The following is a 22,553-nucleotide window of genomic DNA, read 5'->3' as shown; positions in this document are numbered from 1 at the left end:
CGAGACCGCATCAGACAGGGGGCCGACCGCACCAACAGACGCGGCCGCGGCTGCCACCCGTGGACGCGCCCGTGGCTACCCCGTCAGCTCCGGCCCGGGACGGCGTCGAGAAGCGGCCCGATCCGTCTAGGGCCCTTCTGACGGTGCATGGTCTCCAAGGCCTCTTTCAGCACGTGCGGGTCGTGGTGCCCCTGGTAGACCTCGGGCGGCCGCCGGTCGAGGCCGAGCAGTTCGGCGACCGCCGTCCACGCGGTGCGCACGGAGTACTCGACGGTGAACACCACGTCGTCCGGCACCTCGGCGAACTGCCCGACGAAGGCGAGGTTCACCGACCCCCGGGGCACCACCCGGGGCCGGTCCCCGTGCCGACGGACCAGGAACTGGCTGGTGATGTAGGGCATCAGGCACGGTACGACGGTCGAGCCCGCCAGGACACGTTGCGTCAGGTCCTCGTCGAAGTGCAGGTGGTGCAGTACCTCTTCGAGGATCTCGCGACCGGAGCACTCGGTCATCGGCTTGCCGGTGTGGTTGCCGGGCCGGCCGGGGAAGAGCCCATAGCCCCACCACACCGACACACCCTCGGGCTGGTCCCGGTAGACGGGCTGGCGGTTGACGACGATGGTGAGCAGCCAGTTGGAGGCCGTGAAGGTCATCAGCCCGCCCCTGCCCGTCTCGCGCCCGCTGAACTTCTCCATCGCGTCGAGGAACGCCGGGTCCTGGGCGGTGACCGTGAAGGACTCCCACCTGGATTCCGGGATGTTCTTGTCGAAGACGTCGGGGTCGCCGAAGTCGTCCCTGCCCCGGGACAGGCGGTGCCACAGCAGCCAGGCGTCGGAGCGGCGTGCGCCGCGGGGGTCGGGTGCCTCGGTGTGGGAGCCGAGGCAGGAGGCGTCCGTCATCGAGCCGTTGGTGACCAGGACGAGGTCCTCGGGGGTGACCTGGATCGTGTCGTCGTGCCCGTCTCGGAACAGCAGGATCCGCTCGACCGTCGTACGCGGCCCCGGCGCGAACACGAGGTCCCGTACCCGGCAGCCGGGGTGGATGGTCACGCCCCGCTCGGCCAGCCAGGCCCGCAGCGGGCGGACGATGGAGTCGTACTGGTTGTAGCGGGTGCGATGGATCCCGGACATGGTGGTGAACTTGGGGAACAGGTGGATGAACCGCTTGAGGTAGCGGCGGAACTCGATCGCGCTGTGCCAGGGCTGGAAGGCGAACGTGGTGCACCACAGGTACCAGAAGTTCGTGGTGAAGAAGTGGTCCGTGAAGCAGTCGGTGATGCGCTTGCCGTCCAACCGCCCCTCGGGCGTGGCCAGGCACCGCATCAGGTCCAGCCGGTCGCGCTCGGAGAACCCCATCGAGGTCACGTCGACGATCTTCCCGTCCCCGTCGACGAGGCGAGCGATGTCGTCCCAGGCGAACGTCTCGTGCCCGGCGAGGATCTCCTGCGTGACCGACATCGACGGATCGTCGAGGGAGGGGATGGCGGACAGCAGGTCGTAGGTGCAGCGGAACTCGGGCTCGAACATCCGGCCGCCGCGCATGGAGTAGCCGGTCTCTGGGGTTCCGCCCGCGTCCAGACTGCCGCCGATCCGCTCCTGCTCCTCGAAGAGGTGGATGTCCGCCCGTCGAAGCCGCCGTCACGGATCAGGAACGCCGCCGCGGCCAGCCCCGCGATGCCGCTGCCCACCAGATATGCCTTCGCCATCGCTGCTCCTCGTTCTCGGTACCGGCCGGCCGGCCCGCCCGTCGTACGGGAACCGGTGTGCTCACGGTTGCTCGCGGGGCCCGGTCGGCATCAGGGGCCTTTGGGTACCGGGGGCCGGTCCGGTCGGCCCCAGTCATGGGGCCGGTGACACCGGTTGCTGACGGCCAGGACAGCCGGTGGAGTCGTTCGGCCCAGCTCGGGGCGTGGGCATGAGGGCCGTTCGGCCCCCTCACTCGGCCCGGTCGGCTGCTGTTCCGGCCACTCCCCCACACCCGAAGGTGTCCTCCATGGGCCGGGTCCTGTCCGGTCGGCCCCGCATGTCCCCCTGCCGACCCCCGGCCCCTCGGAGGTGCTCGGCCCGTACGCGAGGAGGCCCGCCGTGGAGCTGGCGCTGGCTCAGGAGACCGTGGCGCGATGGCAGTTCGGCATCACGACCGTCTACCACTTCCTGTTCGTCCCGATCACCATCAGCCTGGCCTTCCTGATCGCCGGACTGCAGACCGCCTGGGTGCGCACCGGGAAGGACAAGTACTTCAAGGCCACCCGGTTCTGGGGCAAGCTCTTCCTGATCAACATCGCGATGGGTGTGGCCACCGGCATCGTGCAGGAGTTCCAGTTCGGTATGAACTGGTCCGACTACTCGAAGTTCGTCGGTGACGTCTTCGGCGCTCCGCTGGCCATGGAGGCACTGCTCGCCTTCTTCTTCGAGTCCACCTTCATCGGTCTGTGGATCTTCGGTTGGGACAAACTGCCCCGGAAGATCCACCTGGCCTGTATCTGGCTGGTCGCGGTGGGCACGTTCCTGTCGGCGTACTTCATCCTGGCCGCCAACGCCTGGATGCAGCACCCGGTGGGGTACGAGATCAACGAGGCCACCGGGCGCGCCCAGCTCAACGACATCGCGGCGGTGCTGTTCCAGAAGACCACCCTGACCGTCGTCTTCCACACGCTCACCGCCTGCTTCCTCACCGGCGGCGCCTTCATGATCGGTATCGCCGCTTATCAGCTGCGCCGTGCGTCGAAGGCCATGGCCGCGGACCGTACGCCGGGTCGGATCGCCGCGATGCGCACCTCGCTGCGGCTCGGCCTCGTCACCGTCGTCATCGCGGGCCTCGGCACGGCGGTCAGCGGCGACGCACTCGCCAAGGTGATGTACGAGCAGCAGCCGATGAAGATGGCCGCCGCAGAAGCCCTGTGGGAGAGCGAGGACTCCGCGCCGTTCTCGCTGTTCGCGTACGGCGACGTCTCCGAGGGCCGCAACACCGTGGAGATCGAGATCCCGGGCCTGCTCTCCTATCTGGCCAAGGGCGACCTCGACTCCGTCGTCCCCGGCATCAGCTCCGTCGAGGCGCTGGAGCAGGCCGAGTACGGCGATCTGGCCCCGGACTACAAGCCGTCCATCCCCACCACCTACTGGTCGTTCCGCCTGATGATCGGTTTCGGCATGACGTCCTTCGCGATCGGCCTCGCCGGACTCTGGCTGACCCGGAAGAAGCGGTGGCTGGCGGCGGAGAAGCAGCGCGGTGAGGACGAGGTGCCGCTGCTGATGCTCACCCCCACCCGTGAACTGGGTCCGGCCGCGGGCCGCTGGGCCTGGCAGCTGCCGCTCCTCACCGCCGGCTTCCCGCTGATCGCCAACTCCTTCGGCTGGATCTTCACCGAGATGGGCCGTCAGCCCTGGACCGTGTACGGGCTCATGACCACCGCCGACGCCGTCTCGCCCGGGGTGACCGTGGCCGAGCAGATCACCTCGCTGAGCGTGTTCACCGCCCTGTACGCGGTGCTGGCCGTCGTCGAGGTGAAGCTGCTCGTCAAGTACGTCAAGGCCGGAGTCGTCGACGAGCAGCCACCGCCGGAGGTTCCCTCGCTGCGCGGCCCCGCCGCCGGTGAGGACTCCGACCGCCCGATGACCTTCGCCTACTGAGGACCTCCCGGGTCCTTTCGGAAAGAGACACGGCCATGCAGCTTCACGACGTCTGGTTCGCCCTCATCGCCGTCCTGTGGATCGGCTACTTCTTCCTCGAAGGCTTCGACTTCGGAGTCGGCGTCCTCAGCGGACTGCTCGCCCGCGACGAGTCCGAGCGCCGGGTCCTCATCAACACCGTCGGCCCGGTCTGGGACGGCAACGAGGTGTGGCTGCTCACCGCCGGCGGCGCCACCTTCGCCGCCTTCCCCGTCTGGTACGCCACCCTGTTCAGTGGCTTCTACCTCCCGCTGCTGGCCATCCTGGTCTGCCTCATCGTGCGGGTCGTCGCCTTCGAGTACCGCGGCAAGCGTGACGACGCCCGCTGGAAGCGCACCTGGGAACACGCGCTGTTCTGGACCTCGCTGCTGCCCGCGTTCCTGTGGGGCGTGGCCTTCGCGAACATCGTCCGGGGCGTCAAGATCGATTCCGAGGGCGAGTACGTCGGCACGGTCCTGGATTTGCTGAACCCGTACGCGCTCCTGGGCGGCCTGGTCACGCTGGCCCTGTTCACCTTCCACGGCGCGGTGTTCGTGTCCCTCAAGACCCGGGGCGGCATTCGTGAGCGGGCCCGGGTGGCGGCCCGGTGGGCGGGTTCGGCCACCGCCGGTCTCGCGCTGGTCTTCCTGGTGTGGACCCAGAGCGAGGGCGGCAACGTGCGCAGCCTGGCGGCGCTCGCCGTCGCCGCGGCCGCGCTGCTCGGCGCCCTCGCGGCGAACCAGCGAGCGCGCGAGGGCTGGGCGTTCACCCTGTCCGGCGTGACGGTCGCCGCGGCCTTCGCGATGCTCTTCCTCACGCTGTACCCGGACGTCATGCCCTCCAGCCTGGACACGGCCTGGAGTCTGACCGTCTCCAACGCCTCCTCCTCGGCGTACACGCTGACGGTCATGACCTGGGTCGCCGCGATCATGACACCGCTCGTGCTGCTCTACCAGGGCTGGACGTACTGGGTGTTCCGCAAGCGCATCGGCGTCGAGCACATCCCCGCCTGATCCCGGCTCGAAAGCCACCGGCTCGAGAGCCACCGAGAAACTGAGAGGCGGTCACCGATGAAGCCCGTGGACCCGCGGCTGCTGCGCCATGCACGCGCCACCCGGCTCTTCCTGGCAGCATCCGTGGTTCTGGGCACGATCGGTGCCGCGCTGCTCGTCCTGCAGGCCGTCGCCATCGCCGACGTGGTGGTGGGGACGTTCCAGGACGGGCGGGACCTCGCGTCCCTGCGCGATCCGCTGCTCCTGCTGGCCGGTGTCTCGGCCGGCCGGGCAGCGGTCGCCTGGCTCACCGAGACCGCAGCCCATCGGGCCTCCGCGGCGGTGAAGTCGCACCTGCGCGAGCGACTGCTGGCGCACGCGACCGCACTCGGCCCGGACTACGTGGCCGCCCAGCGCAGCGGCGAACTGGCCACGCTGGCAACGCGGGGTGTGGACGCGCTCGACGACTACTTCGGGCGCTACGTGCCGCAGTTGGCGCTGTCGGTGGTGGTCCCGGTCGTCGTCCTGGCCCGGATCGTGACCGCCGACTGGCTCTCGGCGGCGATCATCGCGGCGACACTGCCGCTGATCCCGTTGTTCATGGTGCTGATCGGGCTCGCCACCCAGCACCGGATGGACCGTCAGTGGCGGTCTCTGTCCCGGCTCTCGCACCACTTCCTCGACGTGGTGGCGGGCCTGCCCACGCTGAAGATCTTCGGCCGGGCCCGGGCGCAGGCGACGGCGATCCGGCGGATCACCGACGAGTACCGCCGGGCCACCCTGCGCACCCTGCGGATCGCCTTCGTCTCCTCCTTCGCCCTGGAACTGCTGTCCACGCTGTCCGTGGCCCTGGTCGCGGTGAGCATCGGTCTGCGGCTGGTCGAGGGCGGGCTCGATCTGCACACCGGGCTGCTGGTACTCGTCCTCGCCCCGGAGGCGTACGCGCCGATCCGGGCCGTGGGCGTCCACTACCACGCGAGCGTCGAGGGCCTCACGGCGGCCGGGAAGATCTTCGACGTCCTGGAGACCCCCCTGCCCCGGCGCGGCACCGCAGACGTCCCCGACCTCTCCACGGCCCCCATCACGATCACCGGTCTCACCGTGACCCGCCCGGGCCGCTCCGCTCCCGCCGTGGACGACCTGTCCCTGACCATCCGGCCCGGCGAGACACTCGCCCTCACCGGCCCCTCCGGAGCGGGCAAGACCACTGTCCTGTCCGTCCTGCTCGGCTTCACCTCCGCCACCGCCGGAACGGTGACCGTCGGCGACCGGAACCTGGCCGACATCGACCCGGAGCAATGGCACCGACACATTGCCTGGGTCCCGCAGCACCCGCACCTCGTCGCCGGGACCGTGGCCGACAACGTCCGCCTCGCCCGCCCGGAGGCCACCGACGCCGAGGTACGGCGCGCCCTCGCCGACGCCCACGCCCTGGACCTCCCCACCGACCTCCCCCTCGGCGAGGGTGGCGCCGGCCTCTCCGCCGGCCAGCGCCAACGCCTCGCCCTCGCACGCGCCTTCGTCAGCGACCGTCCCCTCGTTCTCCTCGACGAGCCCACGGCCCACCTCGACGCCGAGAACGAGAGCGCCGTCGCCAACGCCGTCCGGCGCCTGTCCGCCACCCACACGGTGGTCCTCACGGCCCACCGCCCCGCCCTGGTGGCCCTGGCCGACCGACGGGTGCACCTGAGCGCCCCGGTCACCGACGACCACGCGCAGCCGTCGCCAAGTCGCCCGACGGCCGAGCCTGCCGGGCCCGCGAACCGTACGCAGGGGATCGTCGACGGGCGGCACGGCGTCGGGTGGCCCAAGGTCCGCACCGCAGGCGGACCGCTGCGGCGCCTGACCCGGATGGCCCTCACCGGCCGCACCAGAGGGCGACTTGCCCTGGCCGCGCTCCTCGGAGCGCTCGCCCTCGCCTGCGCCGTCGCGCTGATGGGAACGTCCGGCTGGCTGATCTCACGGGCCGCGCAGCAACCCCCGGTGCTTCACCTCATGGTCGCCGTCACCTGCGTACGCGCCTTCGGCATCGGCCGCAGCGTGCTGCGGTACGCCGAGCGGCTGGTCGCCCACGACGCCGTACTGCGCGGCCTCGGCACCCTGCGGACCGCCGTGTACGCCCGCCTGGAACGGCTCGCGCCCGCCGGTCTGCGCCTGTACCGGAAGGGCGATCTGCTCTCACGCTTCGTCTCCGACATCGACTCCGTTCAGGACCATGTGCTGCGTTTCCGCCTCCCTGCCACCGCCGCTGCCCTGGTGGGGACGACGGCCTCGGTACTGCTCGGCGTACTGCTGCCCGCCGCGGGGATGGTCCTCGCCACCGGCCTGCTGCTCGCCGGCGTCGGCGTGCCGCTGCTGACGGCGGCCGTCTCACGCCGCACGGAACGTCGACAGGCACCAGCGCGGGGCGTACTGGCCACCACCGTCCTGGACGCGCTGTCTGGTACCGGTGAACTGACCGTCGCCGGAGCGCTCCCGGGCCGGCTGGCCGCCGTGCGGGCGGCGGACGGACATCTGACCCGCCTCGCCGCGCGCTCGTCCGCCACCGCGGGCCTCGGGTCGGGACTGGTCACGCTGATCGCCGGGCTCACGACCACCGCCTGTGCGGCCGTCGGCGTACGAGCGGTGGCCGCGGGTCAGCTGGACGGCGTACTGCTGGCCGTCCTGGTCCTCACGCCGCTCGCCGCCTTCGAGGCGGTCGCCGGGCTCCCGGCCGCCGCCCAGGTCCGGCAGCGCAGCCGCCGGGCGGCCGAGCGCGTCCTCGACGTCATCGACGCCCCCGCCCCGGTGCGCGAACCCGAGCACCCGGCCGCACCCCCCACGTCGCCGCTGCCCCTGCGGTTGCGCGGGCTGACCGCCGTCTGGCCGGCACGCCGCGAACCGGCCCTGCGCGGCATCGATCTGGACCTCACCCCTGGACGCCGGATCGCGGTCGTCGGCCCGAGCGGCTCCGGCAAGACCACCCTGGCCCAGGTACTGCTGAGGTTCCTCGACCCGGCAGCGGGCCACTACACACTCGCCGGCACCGACGTGACCACCATGTCCGGGGACGACGTGCGACAGGCTGTCGGCCTGTGCGCCCAGGACGCCCACGTCTTCGACAGTTCCCTGCGCGAGAACCTCCGGCTCGCCCGCCCCGACAGCACCGAGCAGGAGCTGTGGGCGGCCCTGGCGGCGGCACGCCTCGACACCTGGGTGCGCGCGCTGCCCGCCGGGCTCGACACCCCCGTCGGCGAGCACGGCGCCCGCCTCTCCGGCGGTCAGCGCCAACGCCTCGCCCTGGCCCGCGCGTTGCTCGCCGACTTCCCCGTCCTCGTCCTCGACGAACCCACCGAACACCTGGACCTGCCCACCGCCGACGCCCTCACAACCGACCTGCTCGCCGCCACACGCGGACGCGCCACCGTACTGATCACCCATCGGCTCACCGGCCTGGACCAGGTCGACGAGATCCTGGTCCTCGACCACGGCCGCATCGTCCAGCGCGGCACCTGGGAGGAACTGACGACAGTGCCCGGACCGCTGCTGCGCACGGTGGAGCGCGAGCGCGCCACCGCCCTCTCCCCGATCCCCGTGTCCGCCTGACGAGGCCGTGCCCGTGTGACGGGGGAGGACGGGTGCGGCCACCCGTTGCACGCCTCTTGCCCGTGGCTCGAGAGGCCTGCGTTCAGCGGCGGAGCACAGGCACGGTCCTTGTGGGCGTCCTCCCGCCGGCGCTGCAACCCTGATCGTCAGGACATGCGCCGGCGCCGAAGGTGCAGGGGCGGATCGGCCCCACCGCGAGACCAGTGGTCTCCCTCGGATGTGATCGAGCCGGACCCGGTAACCGTTCGCCATCCCTGGCCCGGCCGACGTCGGCCGGGTCGGTGTTCTCATCGGTACGTCTCGGTCCGCGGACTCGAAGCGGCCGCCGTCATGGGCCAGTTCCGCTCGGCGGACCACGCGCTCAGACCGGTACGCAGCCTCGACAGCTGAGGAGACCGCCCCACCGGCGAGGGCAGGACCGCCGGGTTCACGCTCAGGCGGTGAGGGCTACCGGTCCGTCACCGGCACCCGCCAGCGCAGGAGGGTGCCGCCGGTGGCCGGGCTGGCCCACTCCAGGTCCCCGCCCAACTGCTGCGCACGTTCCGCCATGTTGCTCAGGCCGCTGCGCCGGCCCTCGGCCGGGATACCCACGCCGTCGTCGGAGACCTCCAGCCGCACTTCGCGCCCGTCGGTCTCCAGCACCACCTCGGCGCGGTTGGCCCGCGCGTGCCGGGCGATGTTGGTCAGGGACTCGGACAGGACGGCCACGACGTGGTCGGCGATCTCCTTGGGCACGTGGGTGTCCAGCAGGCCCTCCATCCGCAGGCTTGGCGCGAATCCCATCACCGGCGCGGTCTCGCCGACCACGCGCACCGCCCGCGCCCTCAGGCCGGGCCCGGCTGCTTCGTCATGCGCCCTCAGACCGAAGATCGTGGACCTGATGATCTTGATGGTCTCGTCCAGGTCCTCCACCGCCCGCACCACGCGCTCCGAGGCCTCCGCGTGCTCGATGAAGCGGCCGGCGCTCTGCAGTGTCATGCCGGTGGCGAACAGTCGCTGGATCGCCAGGTCGTGCAGGTCCCGGGCGATCCGGTCGCGGTCCTCGAGCATCGCGATCTGCTCTGCGTCCCTGCGGCGTTCGGCCAGTTCCATCGCCACTGCGGCCTGTGCCGCGAAACCCTGCAGTGGTTCGGTTTCCTGGTCCGCGAACACCTTCCGGCCCGCCTCACGGACCAGCAGCACGACGCCTCGCAGCCCGTCGCCCGAGCCGATGGGGACGGCCACGGCCGGACCGAGGCCGGTGAAACGCTGGAAGTCCGTCGCAACGCGCTCGTCCTGGAAGATGTCAGGGCTGGAGACGGGAGTGGCGTCCGAGAAGGCCTGGCCGATCAGACTGCCCTTCACGGGCAGCACCAGTCCGCGGTGTGCCTCAGCCTCCTGGCCGATGGCCAACTCCACCGTGAGCGAGTCTGTGTCCGGCATCGGCAACGCGACCACGGCCAGGGCCGCGCCGGTGATCTCCCGGGCCCGTTCGGCGATGAGCGCGAGGACCTCGCCGCGCTCGCTTCCGGACATCAGGCTGTGTGTGATCTCCGCGCTGGCTTGCAGCCACCGCTCGCGCAGCCTGGACTCCTCGTACAGCCGGGCGTTGTCGATGGCCACACCGGCCGCCACGGCCAAGGTGGAGAGCACCGACTCGTCGTCCTCGTCGAACTGCGCCCCGCCCCGCTTCTCGGTCAGGTAGAGGTTGCCGAAGACCTGGTCGCGCACCCGGATCGGAACGCCCAGAAAGGTGTTCATCGGCGGGTGGCGGGGCGGGAAGCCGTACGAAGCGGGATGCCCGGAGAGCTTCGTCAGCCGCAGCGGCTCCGGGTGGCGGATGAGTTCACCGAGGATGCCGTGGCCCTCCGGGTAGTTGCCGATCTGTACGACCTGCGCGTCGCTGACGCCGACCGTGAGGAAGTCCGACAGCCGCTTGCCGTCCGGACCGATCACACCCAGGGCGGCGTACTCGGCGTCCACCAGCACGGCCGCGGCCTCCACGATGCTCCGCAGCGCCTGTTCCAGGTCCAGCTCCCGGCCGACCGAGAGCACCGCCTCCAGCAGGCTGTGCACGCGGTCTCGGGTGCCGCGGGCCGCGTCCAGGCGAGCCTGCAGCTCCTCCAGCAACTCGTCCAGCCTCAGCTGGGGCAGCCGTACGCGGGCCTCCCGAGGCTCCTCGGAACTTCCCACCCCTGATCCTCCAGGTCCCCATCAACCGTGCCGACAACCGGCCGTGACTGTTCCTGTGCCACGGTACGGCCCACCGCAGGGGACGGTACAGGATCAAGACAGGTCGCAACGGCTCCGCAGGTCGAGGCCCTCCTCGACGCCTGCCGCCGAGCTCGTGCTGCCCGGCGCATGGTCATGCCGTGTGGGGTACGACGGCGACCGGGCAGGCTGAGTGGTGCAGCAGGGTGTGGGAGACGCGGCCGAGCCGGAGTCCGAAGGCGCCCTTGTTGCGTCGGGCGCCGACGACCAGCAGGTCGGCGGTGGCCGACGCGTCGAGCAGGATCCTACGGGCGGGACCCTCGGCGGTGCGCCGGTGCAGTTGCACGGACGGGTGTTCCTCGGCCACCTCGTTCAGCGCGGCCTCCAGCGTCCCGGCTGCTCGCTGTTCGTGCAGGCGGGCGGGTTCGCCCGCCGGCAGGGGATGGTCGGTGGTCTCGTGCGCGGGGCACCGCCAGGCCCGTACGGCTTCGAGGACGGCTCCGCTGCGTGCCGTTGCCTCTCATGGGGCCGAACGGCCCTCAGTGCGACGGCCCATCGGCCTCTGTGCCCACGGTTCGCGGATCCGCCACCGTACCGGGCATGGAGTTCTTGCACGTCGCGCGCGGAGGGATGCACGCATGCTGAAACGGTGCCGCGAGGGGTTGCTGTGGCGCTGGCGGCGCAATCCGCTCAAGCGCCGCTCGGACGTCGCCGAAGCCTGGGTCGGCCTGGCTACGGTGGCGGCGGTGCTGTTCACCGCGCCGACGGTGGGTGTGACCGCGGCTGCCGTCGCCGAGCGTTCCGCGCTCACGGAGTCCCAGGGACTGCGTCACGTCACCGCGGAACTCGTCGAGGACGCCCCCGCGGCGACCGTGGCGCGGTTCTCGGGTGCGGCGGACGACCAACTCGTCCGTGCGACCGTGAGGTGGACGACGGATGGCTCCGCCACGACCGGGACGGCCCTGGTGGCAGCGGGCCGCGAGGCCGGCTCACGGACGACGGTGTGGCTCGACGCATCCGACCGTGTTCACCCACGCCACCCACCCCGCCCAGGCCAGGGCGCAAGGAGTGGTGACCGGTACGTCCGCCGCGGTGGGTGCGGCTCTCCTGGTACTGGGCCTCCGGTGGGCCGCCCGGGTACGGCTGGACCGGCGCCGATGGGCGCAGTGGGACCGGGACTGGGCCGCGTTCGAGGCGCACCGGGGCCACCGGCACGCATGACGGCCCGTCGGTGACGCGTGTTCGCCTCGCCCCGGACCTGTCCCGGCCGGGGCCGCCACTCTGCTTCACGCTCCCCTTCCTTGGTGGCCGTGGGCGGCCAGGAACGCGTCGGCCCATCCCCCTCCACCCGGTATGCGTGTCCGAGCCGTCCGGGTGAAACCGCGATCGTCCGCCGGCCAGTGGAGCGGAAGCGGCATCGCGACCTGCTTGTCCGGGCCGCCACCTGACCGGCATCGTCGGCCGGACCATCGCCACCAAGCTCTCCTCCCTCGGCCACGGGATCGTCATCGGCGCCCGCGATCCCGCGGCAACCCCTCGCCCATACCGAACCGGACGCCATGGCACCCCGCCCTTCGCCACCTGGAACGCGGCTCACCCCACCGTGGAGCTGCGGTCATTCGCCGAAGCCGCCATCCTCGGCGAAAGGGTCGTCAACGCCACCGCCATCGCATACTCCTCGGCATACGTCGTGATCATGCGGGCGTGCGCCGATGTCAACCCGCCACGGGTTCTCGGCTCCCAGACGGGGATCCGTCCCGATTCCCCTCTGCCGGGCTATACGGAAGCGGGTTCCGGGTGGCCGAGGGCCGACCGGCCCACCGGACGGGACATCCGGCACCTCCCTCCCGGCGGGTACCGGTTCGACGCTGGAACGGCCACAGATCTGCCCTATGAGGCTGAGGAGCGCGACACCATGGTCCGTTACGTGTACGACTTCCACCAGGGCGGCCGTGACATGGCCGACCTGCTCGGCGGCAAGGGAGCGAACCTGGCCGAGATGACCCGGCTCGGCCTGCCCGTGCCGCCCGGTTTCATCATCACCACCGAGGCATGCCGGGCCTTCCTGGCCACTGGTGTCGAGCCCGAGGGGCTGTCCCGGGAGGTCTCCGGTCACCTGGCCGCGCTGGAGGAGTCCGCCGGGCGCTGTGTGGGTCAGCCCGACGATCCGCTGCTGCTGTCCGTGCGCTCCGGGGCACGGTTCTCCATGCCCGGGATGATGGAGACGGTCCTGGACATCGGCCTGAACGACGACTCCGTGCTGGGGCTGGCCAAGACGTCCGGCAACGAGCGGTTCGCCTGGGACTCCTACCGCCGCCTGGTCCAGATGTTCGGCAGTACGGTCATGGGTGTCGACTCCGCGCTGTTCGAGAACGCCATCACGCTGCTGAAGAACTTCCGGGGCGCCGAGGACGATGTGCACCTGGATGCCGGCGATCTCGCCCAGCTGGTGGAGACGTACAAGAGCCTGATCCACGACGAGACCGGCGAGGACTTCCCACAGTCTCCCGCCGAGCAGCTGCGCCGGGCCATCCTCGCGGTCTTCCAGTCCTGGAACGGCGACCGCGCCCGCCTGTACCGCAGGCGCGAGCACATCCCGGACGACCTGGGCACCGCAGTCACCGTCCAGCGCATGGTGTACGGCAACCTCGGCCCCGACTCCGGCAGCGGCGTCGCCTTCACCCGCGACCCGGCCACCGGCCGCCCCGGCCTGTACGGCGACTACCTGCCCAACGCCCAGGGCGAGGACGTCGTCGCCGGCATCCGCAACACCGTGCCCCTGGCCGAACTGGAACGCCTCGACACACGGTCGTACCGGCAACTGCTCACCCACATGGGCACCCTGGAGAACCACTACCTGGACCTGTGCGACATCGAGTTCACCATCGAGCGCGGCACCCTGTGGATGCTGCAGACCCGAGTGGGAAAGCGCACCGCCGAAGCCGCGTTCACCATCGCGGCGGAGCTGGTCGACGAGCAGCTCATCAGCCCGGACGAAGGGCTGGCACGGGTGAGTGGGGAGGAACTGGCCCGGCTGATGTTCCCCCGCTTCGATGCCTCGGCCACGGGTGAGGCGCTCGCCCACGGCCTGCCCGCCTCGCCGGGCGCCGCGGTCGGCTCCGCCGTCTTCGACTCCGCCACAGCCGTACGGCGCGCCGCGGCCGGCGAGAAGGTGATCCTCGTACGCCAGGAGACCACCCCCGACGACCTGCCGGGCATGGTCGCCGCCCAGGCTGTGCTGACCAGCCGGGGCGGCAAGACCAGCCACGCGGCTGTGGTCGCCCGTGGTATGGGCAAGGTCTGCGTGTGCGGCGCCGAGGAACTCACCGTCGACGTGGAGCAGCGGCACTTCACCACCCGTGATGGCACTGTCGTGGAAGAGGGAACGGTCATCTCGGTGGACGGCTCCGCCGGGGCCGTGTACCCGGGCGCGGCCCCGCTGGTCGACTCCGAAGTCATGCGGTACCTGGAGACCGGTGAGCGGTCGGAGGGCGTGGTGACCGCGGTTGCCCGTGCCCTGGAACAGGCCGACGGGGCACGGCGGTTGGAGGTGCGGGCCAACGCGGACACCCCCGAGGACGCCGCGCGCGCCCGGCGGTTCGGCGCGCAGGGCATCGGTCTGTGCCGTACCGAGCACATGTTCCTCGGCGAGCGCCGCAAGCTGGTCGAGGAGATGATCCTCGCCCGCGACGACCTCACGCGCGAGCGTGCGCTCGCCGCCCTGCTCCCCCTGCAACGGCAGGACTTCATCGGCATCCTGGAGGCGATGGACGGCCTGCCGGTCACCATCCGCCTCCTCGACCCGCCCCTGCACGAGTTCCTGCCCGACCGCACCGAACTCGCCGTGCGCATCGCCACCGCCGAGGCCCGTGGCGATCTTCCGGACCCGCACGATGCCGAGTTGCTCGACGCGGTGAGCCGCATGCACGAGGAGAACCCGATGCTCGGCCTGCGTGGTGTCCGCCTCGGCCTGGTGGTGCCGGGTCTGGTCGCCATGCAGGTGCGGGCCATCGCCGAAGCCGTGGTCGAACGCACGAGGGCCGGGGGCTCCCCCAAGGCCGAGATCATGGTGCCGCTCGTCGGCGCCGTCGAGGAACTGCGGATCGAGCGCGACGAGGTGCGACGGGTACTGGCCGAGGTCTCCGCGAAGACCGGTGTTTCCGTCACATGCCCGGTCGGCACCATGATCGAGCTGCCCCGCGCCGCGCTCACGGCGGCCCGGATCGCCGAGCAGGCGGAGTTCTTCTCCTTCGGTACGAACGACCTCACCCAGACCACCTGGGGCTTCTCCCGCGACGACGTCGAGGCCGCGTTCTTCTCCGCCTACCTGGACAAGGGCATCTTCAGCACCTCACCGTTCGAGACCCTCGACCGGGAGGGCGTGGGCCGACTGGTCCGGATCGCCGTCGCCGAGGGCCGCGCGACGCGGCCGGACCTGAAGATCGGCGTCTGCGGCGAACACGGCGGCGACCCCGACTCGGTCCACTTCTTCCACGGCGAGGGACTGGACTACGTCTCCTGCTCCCCGTTCCGCGTCCCGGTGGCCCGCCTGGAGGCCGGACGAGCCGCGCTGTCGGGGGCCCGTGGCAGCGACAGCCGGTGACGCGCGTCCAGGCTCCGCCCCTTGGCCTCGGCGGCTCGGGGGCGGGGCCCGGCCGTGCCGCGGCCCTCAGGGGGCGTACGACGGATGAGGGATGAAGTGCCGTATCGACGACAGCCCACCCGAGAAGCACGCCTCGGGTGAGATCGGGGCACGGATGGGCTCCGACAAGCACTGAGAGGTCACGGCACCAACGGTCTCGGCTGACGTACACAGCCACGCCCAGGCCTTGCCCAGACTCCAGCCGGAGCGCCGGTGGTCGCAGGCGCTGTGCCCTCACTCCCACGCTCCGGCTACGCCCTCCACGGCAGGCGGTCAGCGTCGTCGGGACGCTCTTGGCCCACAAACCGCCGATCAGCTCGCGCCCGGTGACCAGTTGGGGTTCGATGCGGACGCTTCGACGGCGACCACCGCGCCGACGATCGCACGGACCGGTTCCGAAGCCGCGGAGGCACTCCTGCCGCCCCAGTTCACGGAAGCCGTCGTTCGGATGCATCATCCGGTCCGTCTTCCGCTTCCCAGCAGTAAGCCCTTCAGTAGGAGTCCTTGGCTGGACGGTGACGAACCGTGGGGGAAGATCGGTCCCGACCGTGCCGGACGACGGCCTTCTGCCGGGACCTCCCCGTTCCGCCAGACGTCAGCCGACGGTCAGATCGGGGCGGACGAGCGTGCCCGACCTGCCATGGACGATCTCGTACGCCGCATCGAGTGCACCGATCGCGGCCAGGCCACCCGTGCGTTCGACGAACCGGGCCGCGGCCTCCGCCTTGGGACCCATCGAACCGTCGGGAAACCTGCCACGGCGCAGGTCGTCGGGGGTGGCGTCGAGGAGTGGCTGCTGGTCCGGAGTGCCGTAGTCGGCGTAGACGTTCGGAACGTCGGTGAGGATGAGCAGGAAGTCCGCCTTGAGGTCCTCGGCCAGCAGGGCAGCGGTGAGGTCCTTGTCGATCACCGCGTCGACTCCGTGCAGCGCGCCGGTGTCGAAGTCAGCGGTGACGGGGATGCCCCCGCCGCCGGCGCAGACGACCAGCGCTCCGCAAGCGAGCAGGTCATGGATGGTCTCGGTCTCCACGATCTCCTGGGGTGACGGGGAGGCGACGACCCGGCGCCAGCCGGTGGTGTCCTGGGCGATGTGCCAGCCGTGCTTCCGGGCGAGTGACTGGGCGATGTCCCGGGTGTACACCTGCCCGACGAACTTGGTGGGTCGCGCGAAGGCCGGATCGTCGGCCTGGACGCGAGTGTGGGTCACCAGTGCGACGATCTTGCGACCGGGCAGGGCGCTGTACATGCTGCGGGCGAGCAGCGAGCCGATCATGCCCTCGGTCTGGGCACCGAGCAGGTCCAGCGGATAGGGGCACTCAGCGCGGGATCAGACGCGCTCTCCATGGCGAGGAGGCCGATCTGCGGGCCGTTGCCGTGGGTGAGGACGACCTCGTGCTCGTGCGCGAGCGCGGCGACGGCCGTGGCGACCCGGTCGATGTTCGCCTGTTGCACGGACGCGTCGGGGCGTTCGCCCCGGTGCAGCAGGGCGTTGCCGCCGAGGGCGATGACGATGCGCATGGTTCAGTCCTCCAGAGTGGCGACGAGCACGGCCTTGATGGTGTGCAACCGGTTCTCCGCCTGGTCGAAGACGATGGAGGCGGATGAGGAGAAGACCTCGTCGGTGACTTCCAGTGCGTCCGGGCCGTAGTTGTGGGGTACTTCCTCGCCGAGCCGGGTGTGGTGGTCGTGGGGTCGCGGCAGGCAGTGCATGAACTTGACGTCCGGGTTGCCGGTCTCGCTCCGCTCGCCGCAGGTCTCGGGCGGCTCCCCCATGGAGACCCAGACATCGGTGTGGAGGAAGTCGGCGCCGCGTACGCCCGTTTCGATGTCCTCGGTGAGGGTGATCCGGGCCCCGCCCCGCCCCGCTCGGCGAGCGAGCGGCAGGCAGTACGGGGACACCGGAGTGGGCGGCGAGCGCCGTGACCGTCGACTGGGCTGAGCCGCGGTACTCGATGGCATCAAACATGCGGCCGAGGCCGCGGGCCGTGTCGGCGACGGACTCCTTGGCTCCCATGTGAGTGTCGCCCGGCCCCAGGTAGGTGGTCGCGGCGCCCTGGTCCGCGGCGGCGACCTCGAAGGCGCAGCGCCGCCGCGCCGGGCGGCCTTGAGGTCGGTGGCGAGGTCGAGGAGGTGGTGGATCTCAGCGGCGGTGAAGTCGAGTTCGCTCATGCGGGAGCGGCCTCGCAGGTCGTCGAAGAGCCGGGCGTCGACGTTGCGCGGGGTCAGCCGGGACAGTTCGAGACCGGGGCGGTGGAGGATCTCTTGGCGGAGTCGGCCGACCTCGGAGTCGACGTGGAAGGTGTTCATGGCGAGCTTCCTCAGACCGTACGGACGTGGTCAGTCGTGGTGCCGTGGCGTGTACTTCCGGAAACCGCCAGTGCGATACCTCCGCCTCCCCCGAGAGCTCCCCTTGGCCGTCATGGGCGTCTCGGGCGCCCGTGCCTGAGGGACCGTGGCCCCGGGCTGCGCGGGCACCGTCTCGCCGTACTCACCGCGGTCGCGCTTCAGCCAGACGTAGACCGGCAGGCCGAGCAGCAGCACGAACAGCCCGTAGTAGACGGTCTGGTAGCCGCTGCCCTGGATCGACCAGTACGAGAAGGCCATCGCGAGCGCGGCGACGGTGACGTCCCGGGCCAGCTGCCTCGGCTTCAGGCTGTCCCTGCCGCGTACCAGCAGCCAGTACAGCTGGGCGGCGGCGGAGAACAGGTACGGGATCACGGCGGTGAACACGCTCAGCAGGACGATCTTGGTGAAGACGTCCTCGAAGCGCGTGTAGCTGAACGCGGTGATCAGTGAGGCGAGCAGGGTCGAGGCGACGATGCCGAAGACCGGGACGCCGCTGTCTCCGCGCAGCTTGGCGAAGGTCCCGGGGAAGAGTCCGTCGCGGGCGGCGGCGTAGGGCATCTCCGCGCACAGCATGGTCCAGCCGTTGAGGGCACCGATACCGGAGACGATGGCGGCGACGGCGACCGCGTCGCCCGCCCAGGTGCCGCCGAAGATGTTGTTCGCGGCGTCGGTGAACGGCGCGGTGGAGGCGCCGAGTTCGCCGTGCGAGACGGTACCGAAGACGGCAAGGGTGCCCAGGATGTAGATGACGGCGCAGACGAGCGTGCCGTACACGGTGGCCCGTGGCACGTTCCGCCCCGGCTCGCGCACGCGGCCGGCGACCACGGAAGCGGCCTCCAGCCCGAGATAGCTGAACAGGGCGATGGCCGCGGCGGCGGAGATCGCACCCGACGCCGACCGGCCACTGGCGTTGAAGGCGCCGAAGTTGTCCGGGTCGATGAACAACAGCCCGATCGTGGCCATGAACACCAGCGGCACGAACTTCAGCACGGTGGTGATCACTTGGAACGCGCCGGTGTTGCGCACACCGGTGAGGTTGATCGCAGCGGGGACCCACAGGCCGATCAGGGCGATGAGCACCGAGATCCCGGTCCTGTGCCCGGTGTTGACGAACACCTCGACATAGCCGACCCAGGCCACCACGATCGCGGCGTTCCCCGCCCAGGCGGTGATCCAGTACGACCAGGCGTTGAGGAACCCGGCGAACTCCCCGAAGGCCTCACGGGCGTAGACGTACGGCCCACCGCTCGCCGGGACCCGCTTCGACAGTGCCCCGAACGTCACGGCCAGCGCGAGCGCGCCGAGCGTGACGGCGACGAACGCCACGAGCGAGATGGGCCCGTACGGGGCGAGGGCCGACGGCAGGGCGAAGACCCCGGTTCCGATGATGCTGCCGATCACGAGCGCGGAGGCCGCGGGAAGGCCAAGTGCCGCCTTCGGGGCGGCTGGTGCGCCGTCGTCGGCGGCTTCGGATCCTTTGGGGGGCGCGGACATGACTGTGCTCCTTGGACTGATCACAGAGAGGGAGTCGATCCACGATTGATCCTTCTGCTCCACGGCGACCGGGGTGAGTGGCCACAAGTCCCCCTGTTGGCCCGTTGGTCCCGAGTGCCGGCGGCTCTACCCGCCCCCGACGTTGCCTCGATGCGTGGATTCAGTCGTGCGGGACGACGGCCACGGGGCAGCCGACGTGGTGCGGCACCGCGTGCGTGACGGGACCGATGTGACTGCCCGGACGGCCGTCCCGCGTCCGGCGGCCCACGACGGCGAGGGAGGCCCGGTCGACGCGCGCACGAGTTCGGCGGTGCGTCGCGGCGGCGGGCGGACTCGAAGGCGAACTCGATCAGTTCGCCGCAGGGGCGGCGGGTGTCCAGTCCGAGGACCACGTCACGGTACATCCCCGTCACCCGCACGCCCGACGCGCACTTCCTGACCGAGACCCGCTACAACGGCACCAAGGTCGTCGCGGTCAGCCCCACCGGCCGTCGGCCCCCTGCTGGACACCCTCGGCACCACCACCAAAGGCATCACCGTCCACCCCGATCAGGAGATCGACGACCTGCGCCGCCGCAACGGGACCGTGCGGGACGGCGTCGCCGCCGGACGCCCTTCGCTCGCCACCGCGAGCAACATGTGTGAGGCGATCCTCGCCCTGTCCGGCACCACCAACGGACGCCTGGCCACCGAGGGCTTCCGCGCGATGGAGCGACAGACCGGCAGCGAGGGCCTGGTCGAGCTAGCCTCCGAGCTTGAGGCCGAGCGGATCACCTTCGCCGACACCCGCACCCAGCCACGGTCCGTGATGACCTCCTGTGAGTGGTCGGGCAGCGAGACGGGCGGCCGTCGCTACTCCCCCTTCGTCATCAACACCGAGCACAAGAAGCCCTGGCACACCCTCACCGGACGCCAGCACTTCTTCGTCCAGCACGACTGGATCGCCGAACTCGGCGAGCAACTCCCGGTCTACCGGCCGCCGTTGAATACGCTACAAGGTGGCGCTGCCGCTGCACCCCGAGTACCGGACGATGCCGATGGTCTGGTACGTACCTCCGCTCTCCCCCGTCCTCGACGCCGTCGACGCGGCGGGCGGCAACCAGGACGACCCCGACCATTCCTCGTCGCCTGGTGCGGCGTGATCGCGCTGCTCGTCCTCACCCGCTTCCTATGCAGGTCATTGGCTGCTGGGCCGCCCGGGCAAGCGCCTCCTGCGCCCGGGTGGCGTGGGGTCGACCCGTTGGATGCGCGCTGGGCGTTGTGCATGGAAGGGGCGGCCGTGGCGTCAACGACCAGAGTGGTCACCGTTTCGGCGTCCAGCTGTGGCATGGCCGAGCGACCTCCTCACCTGACAAGTACCTGTATCGGGGCGGTTGCTTCCAGCGTTCCGACGAAGAGCCTGACCCGCCTCGCCGAAGTACGCGTGCTCAGACCCCCGGCGGACGGACGAGAGTGTTGTCACCGGTCCGACCGGCGAGGTAGTCCTCGACGTTGCCCACGGTCGTCTCGGCGATCTGGCCCACCGCGTCGCGGGTGAAATACGCCTGGTGAGAGGTGATCAGTACGTTGTTGAACGTCATCAGCCGGGCGAGGCGTTCGTCGGTCATCACCTCCAGGGACTTGTCGAGGAAGAACACCCCGGCCTCCTCCTCGTACACGTCCAGACCGACACCGCTGAGCCGCCCCGCACGCAGCGCCGCCAGCAACGCGTCGGTGTCGACCAGGCCGCCGCGGCTGGAGTTGACCAGGATCGCGTCGTCCCTCATCAGGCTCAGCGCCGCGGCGTCCACCAGGTGATGGGTCTCGGGCAGGAGCGGCACATGCAGGCTGACGAGGTCGGACTCGGCGAACAGCTGCTCACGCGGGACGTACTCCATACCGAGGTCAAGGCAGTCGGGGTTCTCGGTGATGTCCCAGCCGAGCAGCCGCATCCCGAATCCATGGGCGATGCGGGCGAACGCGGCGCCGATCTTGCCGGTGCCGACCACTCCGGCCGTGCGGCCGCGGAAGTCGCGGCCCATCAGACCGTCGAGGCGGAAGTCGAACTCGCGGGTGCGGTGCGCGGCCCGTACGATCCTGCGGTTGACCGCGAGCGCCAGCGCCCACGCGAACTCGGCGACCGAGTAGGGCGAGTAGTACGACACCCGGGCCACCGTCAGCCCGAGTTTCTCGGCAGCGGACAGGTCGATGTTGTTGTAGCCGGTGGACCGCTGGGCGATCATCCGGGTTCCGCCTTCCGCCACAGCCCTCAGGACCTGCGCGTCCAGGGTGTCGTTGACACCGCTGAGCACGACCTCGTGGCCCGCCGCGGTAGGAGCGGTGTCCCGGTCCAGGAACATCCCGAGACAACGCAGTTCATGACGGCCTGCGAAGACCCGGTCGAACGCTTGCCGCAGCAGGGCCTCCTCGTCCGCGAGGACGCCGTACGCGACGATCTCCATGGGGGCTCCTCCCGAAGGGAAAGGCGATCGTCACTCCACCCTAGGGGCCGTGGGTTCGTGTGGAGCCCACAGCCCGCGCCGATGCCGCAGTCAGCCCAGCGGAAGGCGAGCGGCGACGTACTCGGTGAGGTCGAGGAGGCGGTTGGTGTAGCCCCACTCGTTGTCGTACCAGCCGAAGACCTTCACCAGCTCACCGTGCGCCTGGGTCAGTGGGGCGTCGAAGACGCAGGAGGCGGGGTCGCCGACGACGTCCCGCGAGACGATAGGTGCCTCGGAAACCCGCAGGACGCCCTTCAGTGGCCCATCGGCGGCCTCCCGGAACGCCGCGTTGACCTCCTCCACGGTGACGGCCCGGTCGAGGACCACACTCAGGTCGGTCAGCGAACCGTCCTCCACGGGGACCCGTACGGCGATGCCGTCCAGGGTGCCGGACAGTTCCGGCAGGACGAGGCCGACGGCACGCGCGGCACCGGTGCTGGTGGGGATGATGTTCACGGCGGCGCTGCGGCCGCGGCGCAGATCCTTGTGCGGGCCGTCGAGGACGACCTGGTCGTTGGTGTAGCCGTGGATGGTGGTCATCAGGCCCTTGTCGATACCGAAGGACTCGTCGAGGACCTTCACCATCGGCGCCACGCAGTTGGTGGTGCAGGAGGCGTTGGAGACCACGTGGTCCCGCTCCGGGTCGTACGCACCCTCGTTGACGCCCATGACCACGGTGGCGTCGACACCCTTGCCCGGCACGGACAGCAGCACCTTGCGCGCGCCGGCCTCCAGGTGCAGGCCGGCCTGTTCGCGGGTGCGGAAGCGGCCGGTGGACTCGATGACGACGTCCACGCCGAGGCTGCCCCAGCTCAGGGCGGCCGGGTCGCGTTCGGCGGTGACGGCGATGCGGTGTCCGTCGACGGTCAGTGAGTCGTCGTCGTGTTCGACGGTGCGGTTCAGGCGACCGTATGTCGAGTCGTACGCCAGCAGGTGCGCCAGCGTGGCCGGGGAGGTGAGGTCGTTGACCGCCACGACCTCGACCGGTGTGCCGGTGCCACGCTCCGCGCGTTCCAGCACGCAGCGCAGGTAGTTGCGGCCGATGCGACCGAAGCCGTTGATGCCGACGCGCACGCTCATGTCCGTCGTCCTCCCGATCGATGCCCGGCGGTGTGCCGGGGTGGGTTCCCAGCCTGCGCGCGGACAATCGGGAGGGCAGGGGTCGGACGGGGCGGGC

10 protein-coding genes and 6 pseudogenes are annotated in these 22,553 nt (G+C 70.7%); 7 read left to right on the top strand and 9 right to left on the bottom strand.

Annotated features, from left to right (window positions below):
* Positions 1–83: 83 nt before the first annotated feature.
* A pseudogene (locus E4N62_RS45790) lies at positions 84–1,705 on the bottom strand (oleate hydratase).
* 379 nt (positions 1,706–2,084) lie between these two features.
* On the opposite strand from E4N62_RS45790, the gene E4N62_RS45785 reads away from it, so the two are divergent.
* From E4N62_RS45785 to cydD, 3 genes are read left to right on the top strand one after another with little or no spacing between them, the layout of a single operon-like run.
* Positions 2,085–3,629 carry a cytochrome ubiquinol oxidase subunit I gene (locus tag E4N62_RS45785; protein WP_230224295.1) on the top strand — a complete coding sequence of 515 codons (1,545 nt, stop codon included), beginning with the start codon at positions 2,085–2,087 and terminating at the stop codon, positions 3,627–3,629.
* Positions 3,630–3,664: 35 nt separating this feature from the next.
* The gene (cydB, locus tag E4N62_RS45780; RefSeq protein ID WP_230224292.1) at positions 3,665–4,660 is read left to right on the top strand and encodes a cytochrome d ubiquinol oxidase subunit II; all 996 of its coding nucleotides are present in this window, start codon (positions 3,665–3,667) and stop codon (positions 4,658–4,660) included.
* A 57-nt stretch (positions 4,661–4,717) separates the two neighbouring features.
* Positions 4,718–8,224 (top strand): thiol reductant ABC exporter subunit CydD, encoded by a 3,507-nt coding sequence (gene cydD / locus E4N62_RS45775; protein ID WP_230224290.1) that lies wholly within the window; start codon positions 4,718–4,720, stop codon positions 8,222–8,224.
* A gap of 447 nt (positions 8,225–8,671) precedes the next feature.
* On the opposite strand, the gene E4N62_RS45770 is transcribed toward cydD, so the two are convergent.
* Together E4N62_RS45770 and E4N62_RS45765 are read right to left on the bottom strand one after the other, a co-directional pair.
* Positions 8,672–10,396: a GAF domain-containing sensor histidine kinase gene (locus E4N62_RS45770; RefSeq protein ID WP_230224288.1), complete on the bottom strand. Its 1,725-nt coding sequence runs from the start codon at positions 10,394–10,396 to the stop codon at positions 8,672–8,674.
* 172 nt (positions 10,397–10,568) lie between these two features.
* Positions 10,569–10,934: pseudogene (locus E4N62_RS45765) on the bottom strand (universal stress protein); the annotation flags it as partial.
* A 503-nt stretch (positions 10,935–11,437) separates the two neighbouring features.
* Here E4N62_RS45765 and E4N62_RS45760 point away from each other — a divergent pair.
* On the top strand, positions 11,438–11,635 hold the full coding sequence (locus E4N62_RS45760; RefSeq protein ID WP_230224287.1) for a hypothetical protein: 198 nt from the start codon (positions 11,438–11,440) through the stop codon (positions 11,633–11,635).
* 694 nt (positions 11,636–12,329) lie between these two features.
* Complete coding sequence (gene ppdK / locus E4N62_RS45755; protein ID WP_230224286.1) at positions 12,330–15,017, top strand: pyruvate, phosphate dikinase; 2,688 nt, start codon at positions 12,330–12,332, stop codon at positions 15,015–15,017.
* 634 nt (positions 15,018–15,651) lie between these two features.
* Here the strand turns inward: ppdK and E4N62_RS45750 are convergent.
* From E4N62_RS45750 to E4N62_RS50005, 4 genes and pseudogenes are all read right to left on the bottom strand, one after another.
* A pseudogene (locus E4N62_RS45750) lies at positions 15,652–16,574 on the bottom strand (carbamate kinase).
* 3 nt (positions 16,575–16,577) lie between these two features.
* Positions 16,578–17,225 (bottom strand): annotated as a pseudogene (locus tag E4N62_RS45745) (hypothetical protein).
* A 168-nt stretch (positions 17,226–17,393) separates the two neighbouring features.
* Entirely contained in the window at positions 17,394–18,803 is a 1,410-nt protein-coding gene (locus E4N62_RS45740) for an amino acid permease (RefSeq protein WP_230224683.1), read from the bottom strand.
* Between the two features lie 253 nt (positions 18,804–19,056).
* Positions 19,057–19,164: a hypothetical protein gene (locus E4N62_RS50005; RefSeq protein ID WP_374117264.1), complete on the bottom strand. Its 108-nt coding sequence runs from the start codon at positions 19,162–19,164 to the stop codon at positions 19,057–19,059.
* Positions 19,165–19,383: 219 nt separating this feature from the next.
* Here E4N62_RS50005 and E4N62_RS45730 point away from each other — a divergent pair.
* Positions 19,384–19,887: pseudogene (locus tag E4N62_RS45730) on the top strand (nitrate reductase subunit alpha); the annotation flags it as partial.
* A pseudogene (locus E4N62_RS45725) lies at positions 19,886–20,014 on the top strand (respiratory nitrate reductase subunit beta); the annotation flags it as partial. The pseudogenes E4N62_RS45730 and E4N62_RS45725, both read left to right, overlap by 2 nt.
* A gap of 309 nt (positions 20,015–20,323) precedes the next feature.
* Here E4N62_RS45725 and E4N62_RS45720 read toward each other — a convergent pair.
* Together E4N62_RS45720 and gap are read right to left on the bottom strand one after the other, a co-directional pair.
* Positions 20,324–21,337, bottom strand: coding sequence for a 2-hydroxyacid dehydrogenase (locus tag E4N62_RS45720; protein WP_230224284.1), 1,014 nt, complete (start codon positions 21,335–21,337; stop codon positions 20,324–20,326).
* 90 nt (positions 21,338–21,427) lie between these two features.
* Positions 21,428–22,456, bottom strand: a complete 1,029-nt coding sequence (gene gap, locus E4N62_RS45715) for a type I glyceraldehyde-3-phosphate dehydrogenase (RefSeq protein ID WP_230224283.1) — start codon at positions 22,454–22,456, stop codon at positions 21,428–21,430.
* Positions 22,457–22,553: the final 97 nt, after the last annotated feature.

Origin of the sequence: Streptomyces sp. MNU76, assembly GCF_020982545.1 — a bacterium.
In the GTDB taxonomy this organism is placed as follows: Bacteria; Actinomycetota; Actinomycetes; order Streptomycetales; family Streptomycetaceae; genus Streptomyces.
The sequence above is the reverse complement of the archived record's forward strand: the minus strand, read 5'-3'. Positions and strand labels throughout refer to the sequence as shown.

Coding starts and splice junctions, on each gene's coding strand:
- gap (WP_230224283.1), bottom strand. CDS start 22,456: ATGAGCGTGCGCGTCGGCATCAACGGCTTCGGTCGCATCGGCCGCAAC.
- ppdK (WP_230224286.1), top strand. CDS start 12,330: ATGGTCCGTTACGTGTACGACTTCCACCAGGGCGGCCGTGACATGGCC.
- cydB (WP_230224292.1), top strand. CDS start 3,665: ATGCAGCTTCACGACGTCTGGTTCGCCCTCATCGCCGTCCTGTGGATC.
- cydD (WP_230224290.1), top strand. CDS start 4,718: ATGAAGCCCGTGGACCCGCGGCTGCTGCGCCATGCACGCGCCACCCGG.
- E4N62_RS45720 (WP_230224284.1), bottom strand. CDS start 21,337: ATGGAGATCGTCGCGTACGGCGTCCTCGCGGACGAGGAGGCCCTGCTG.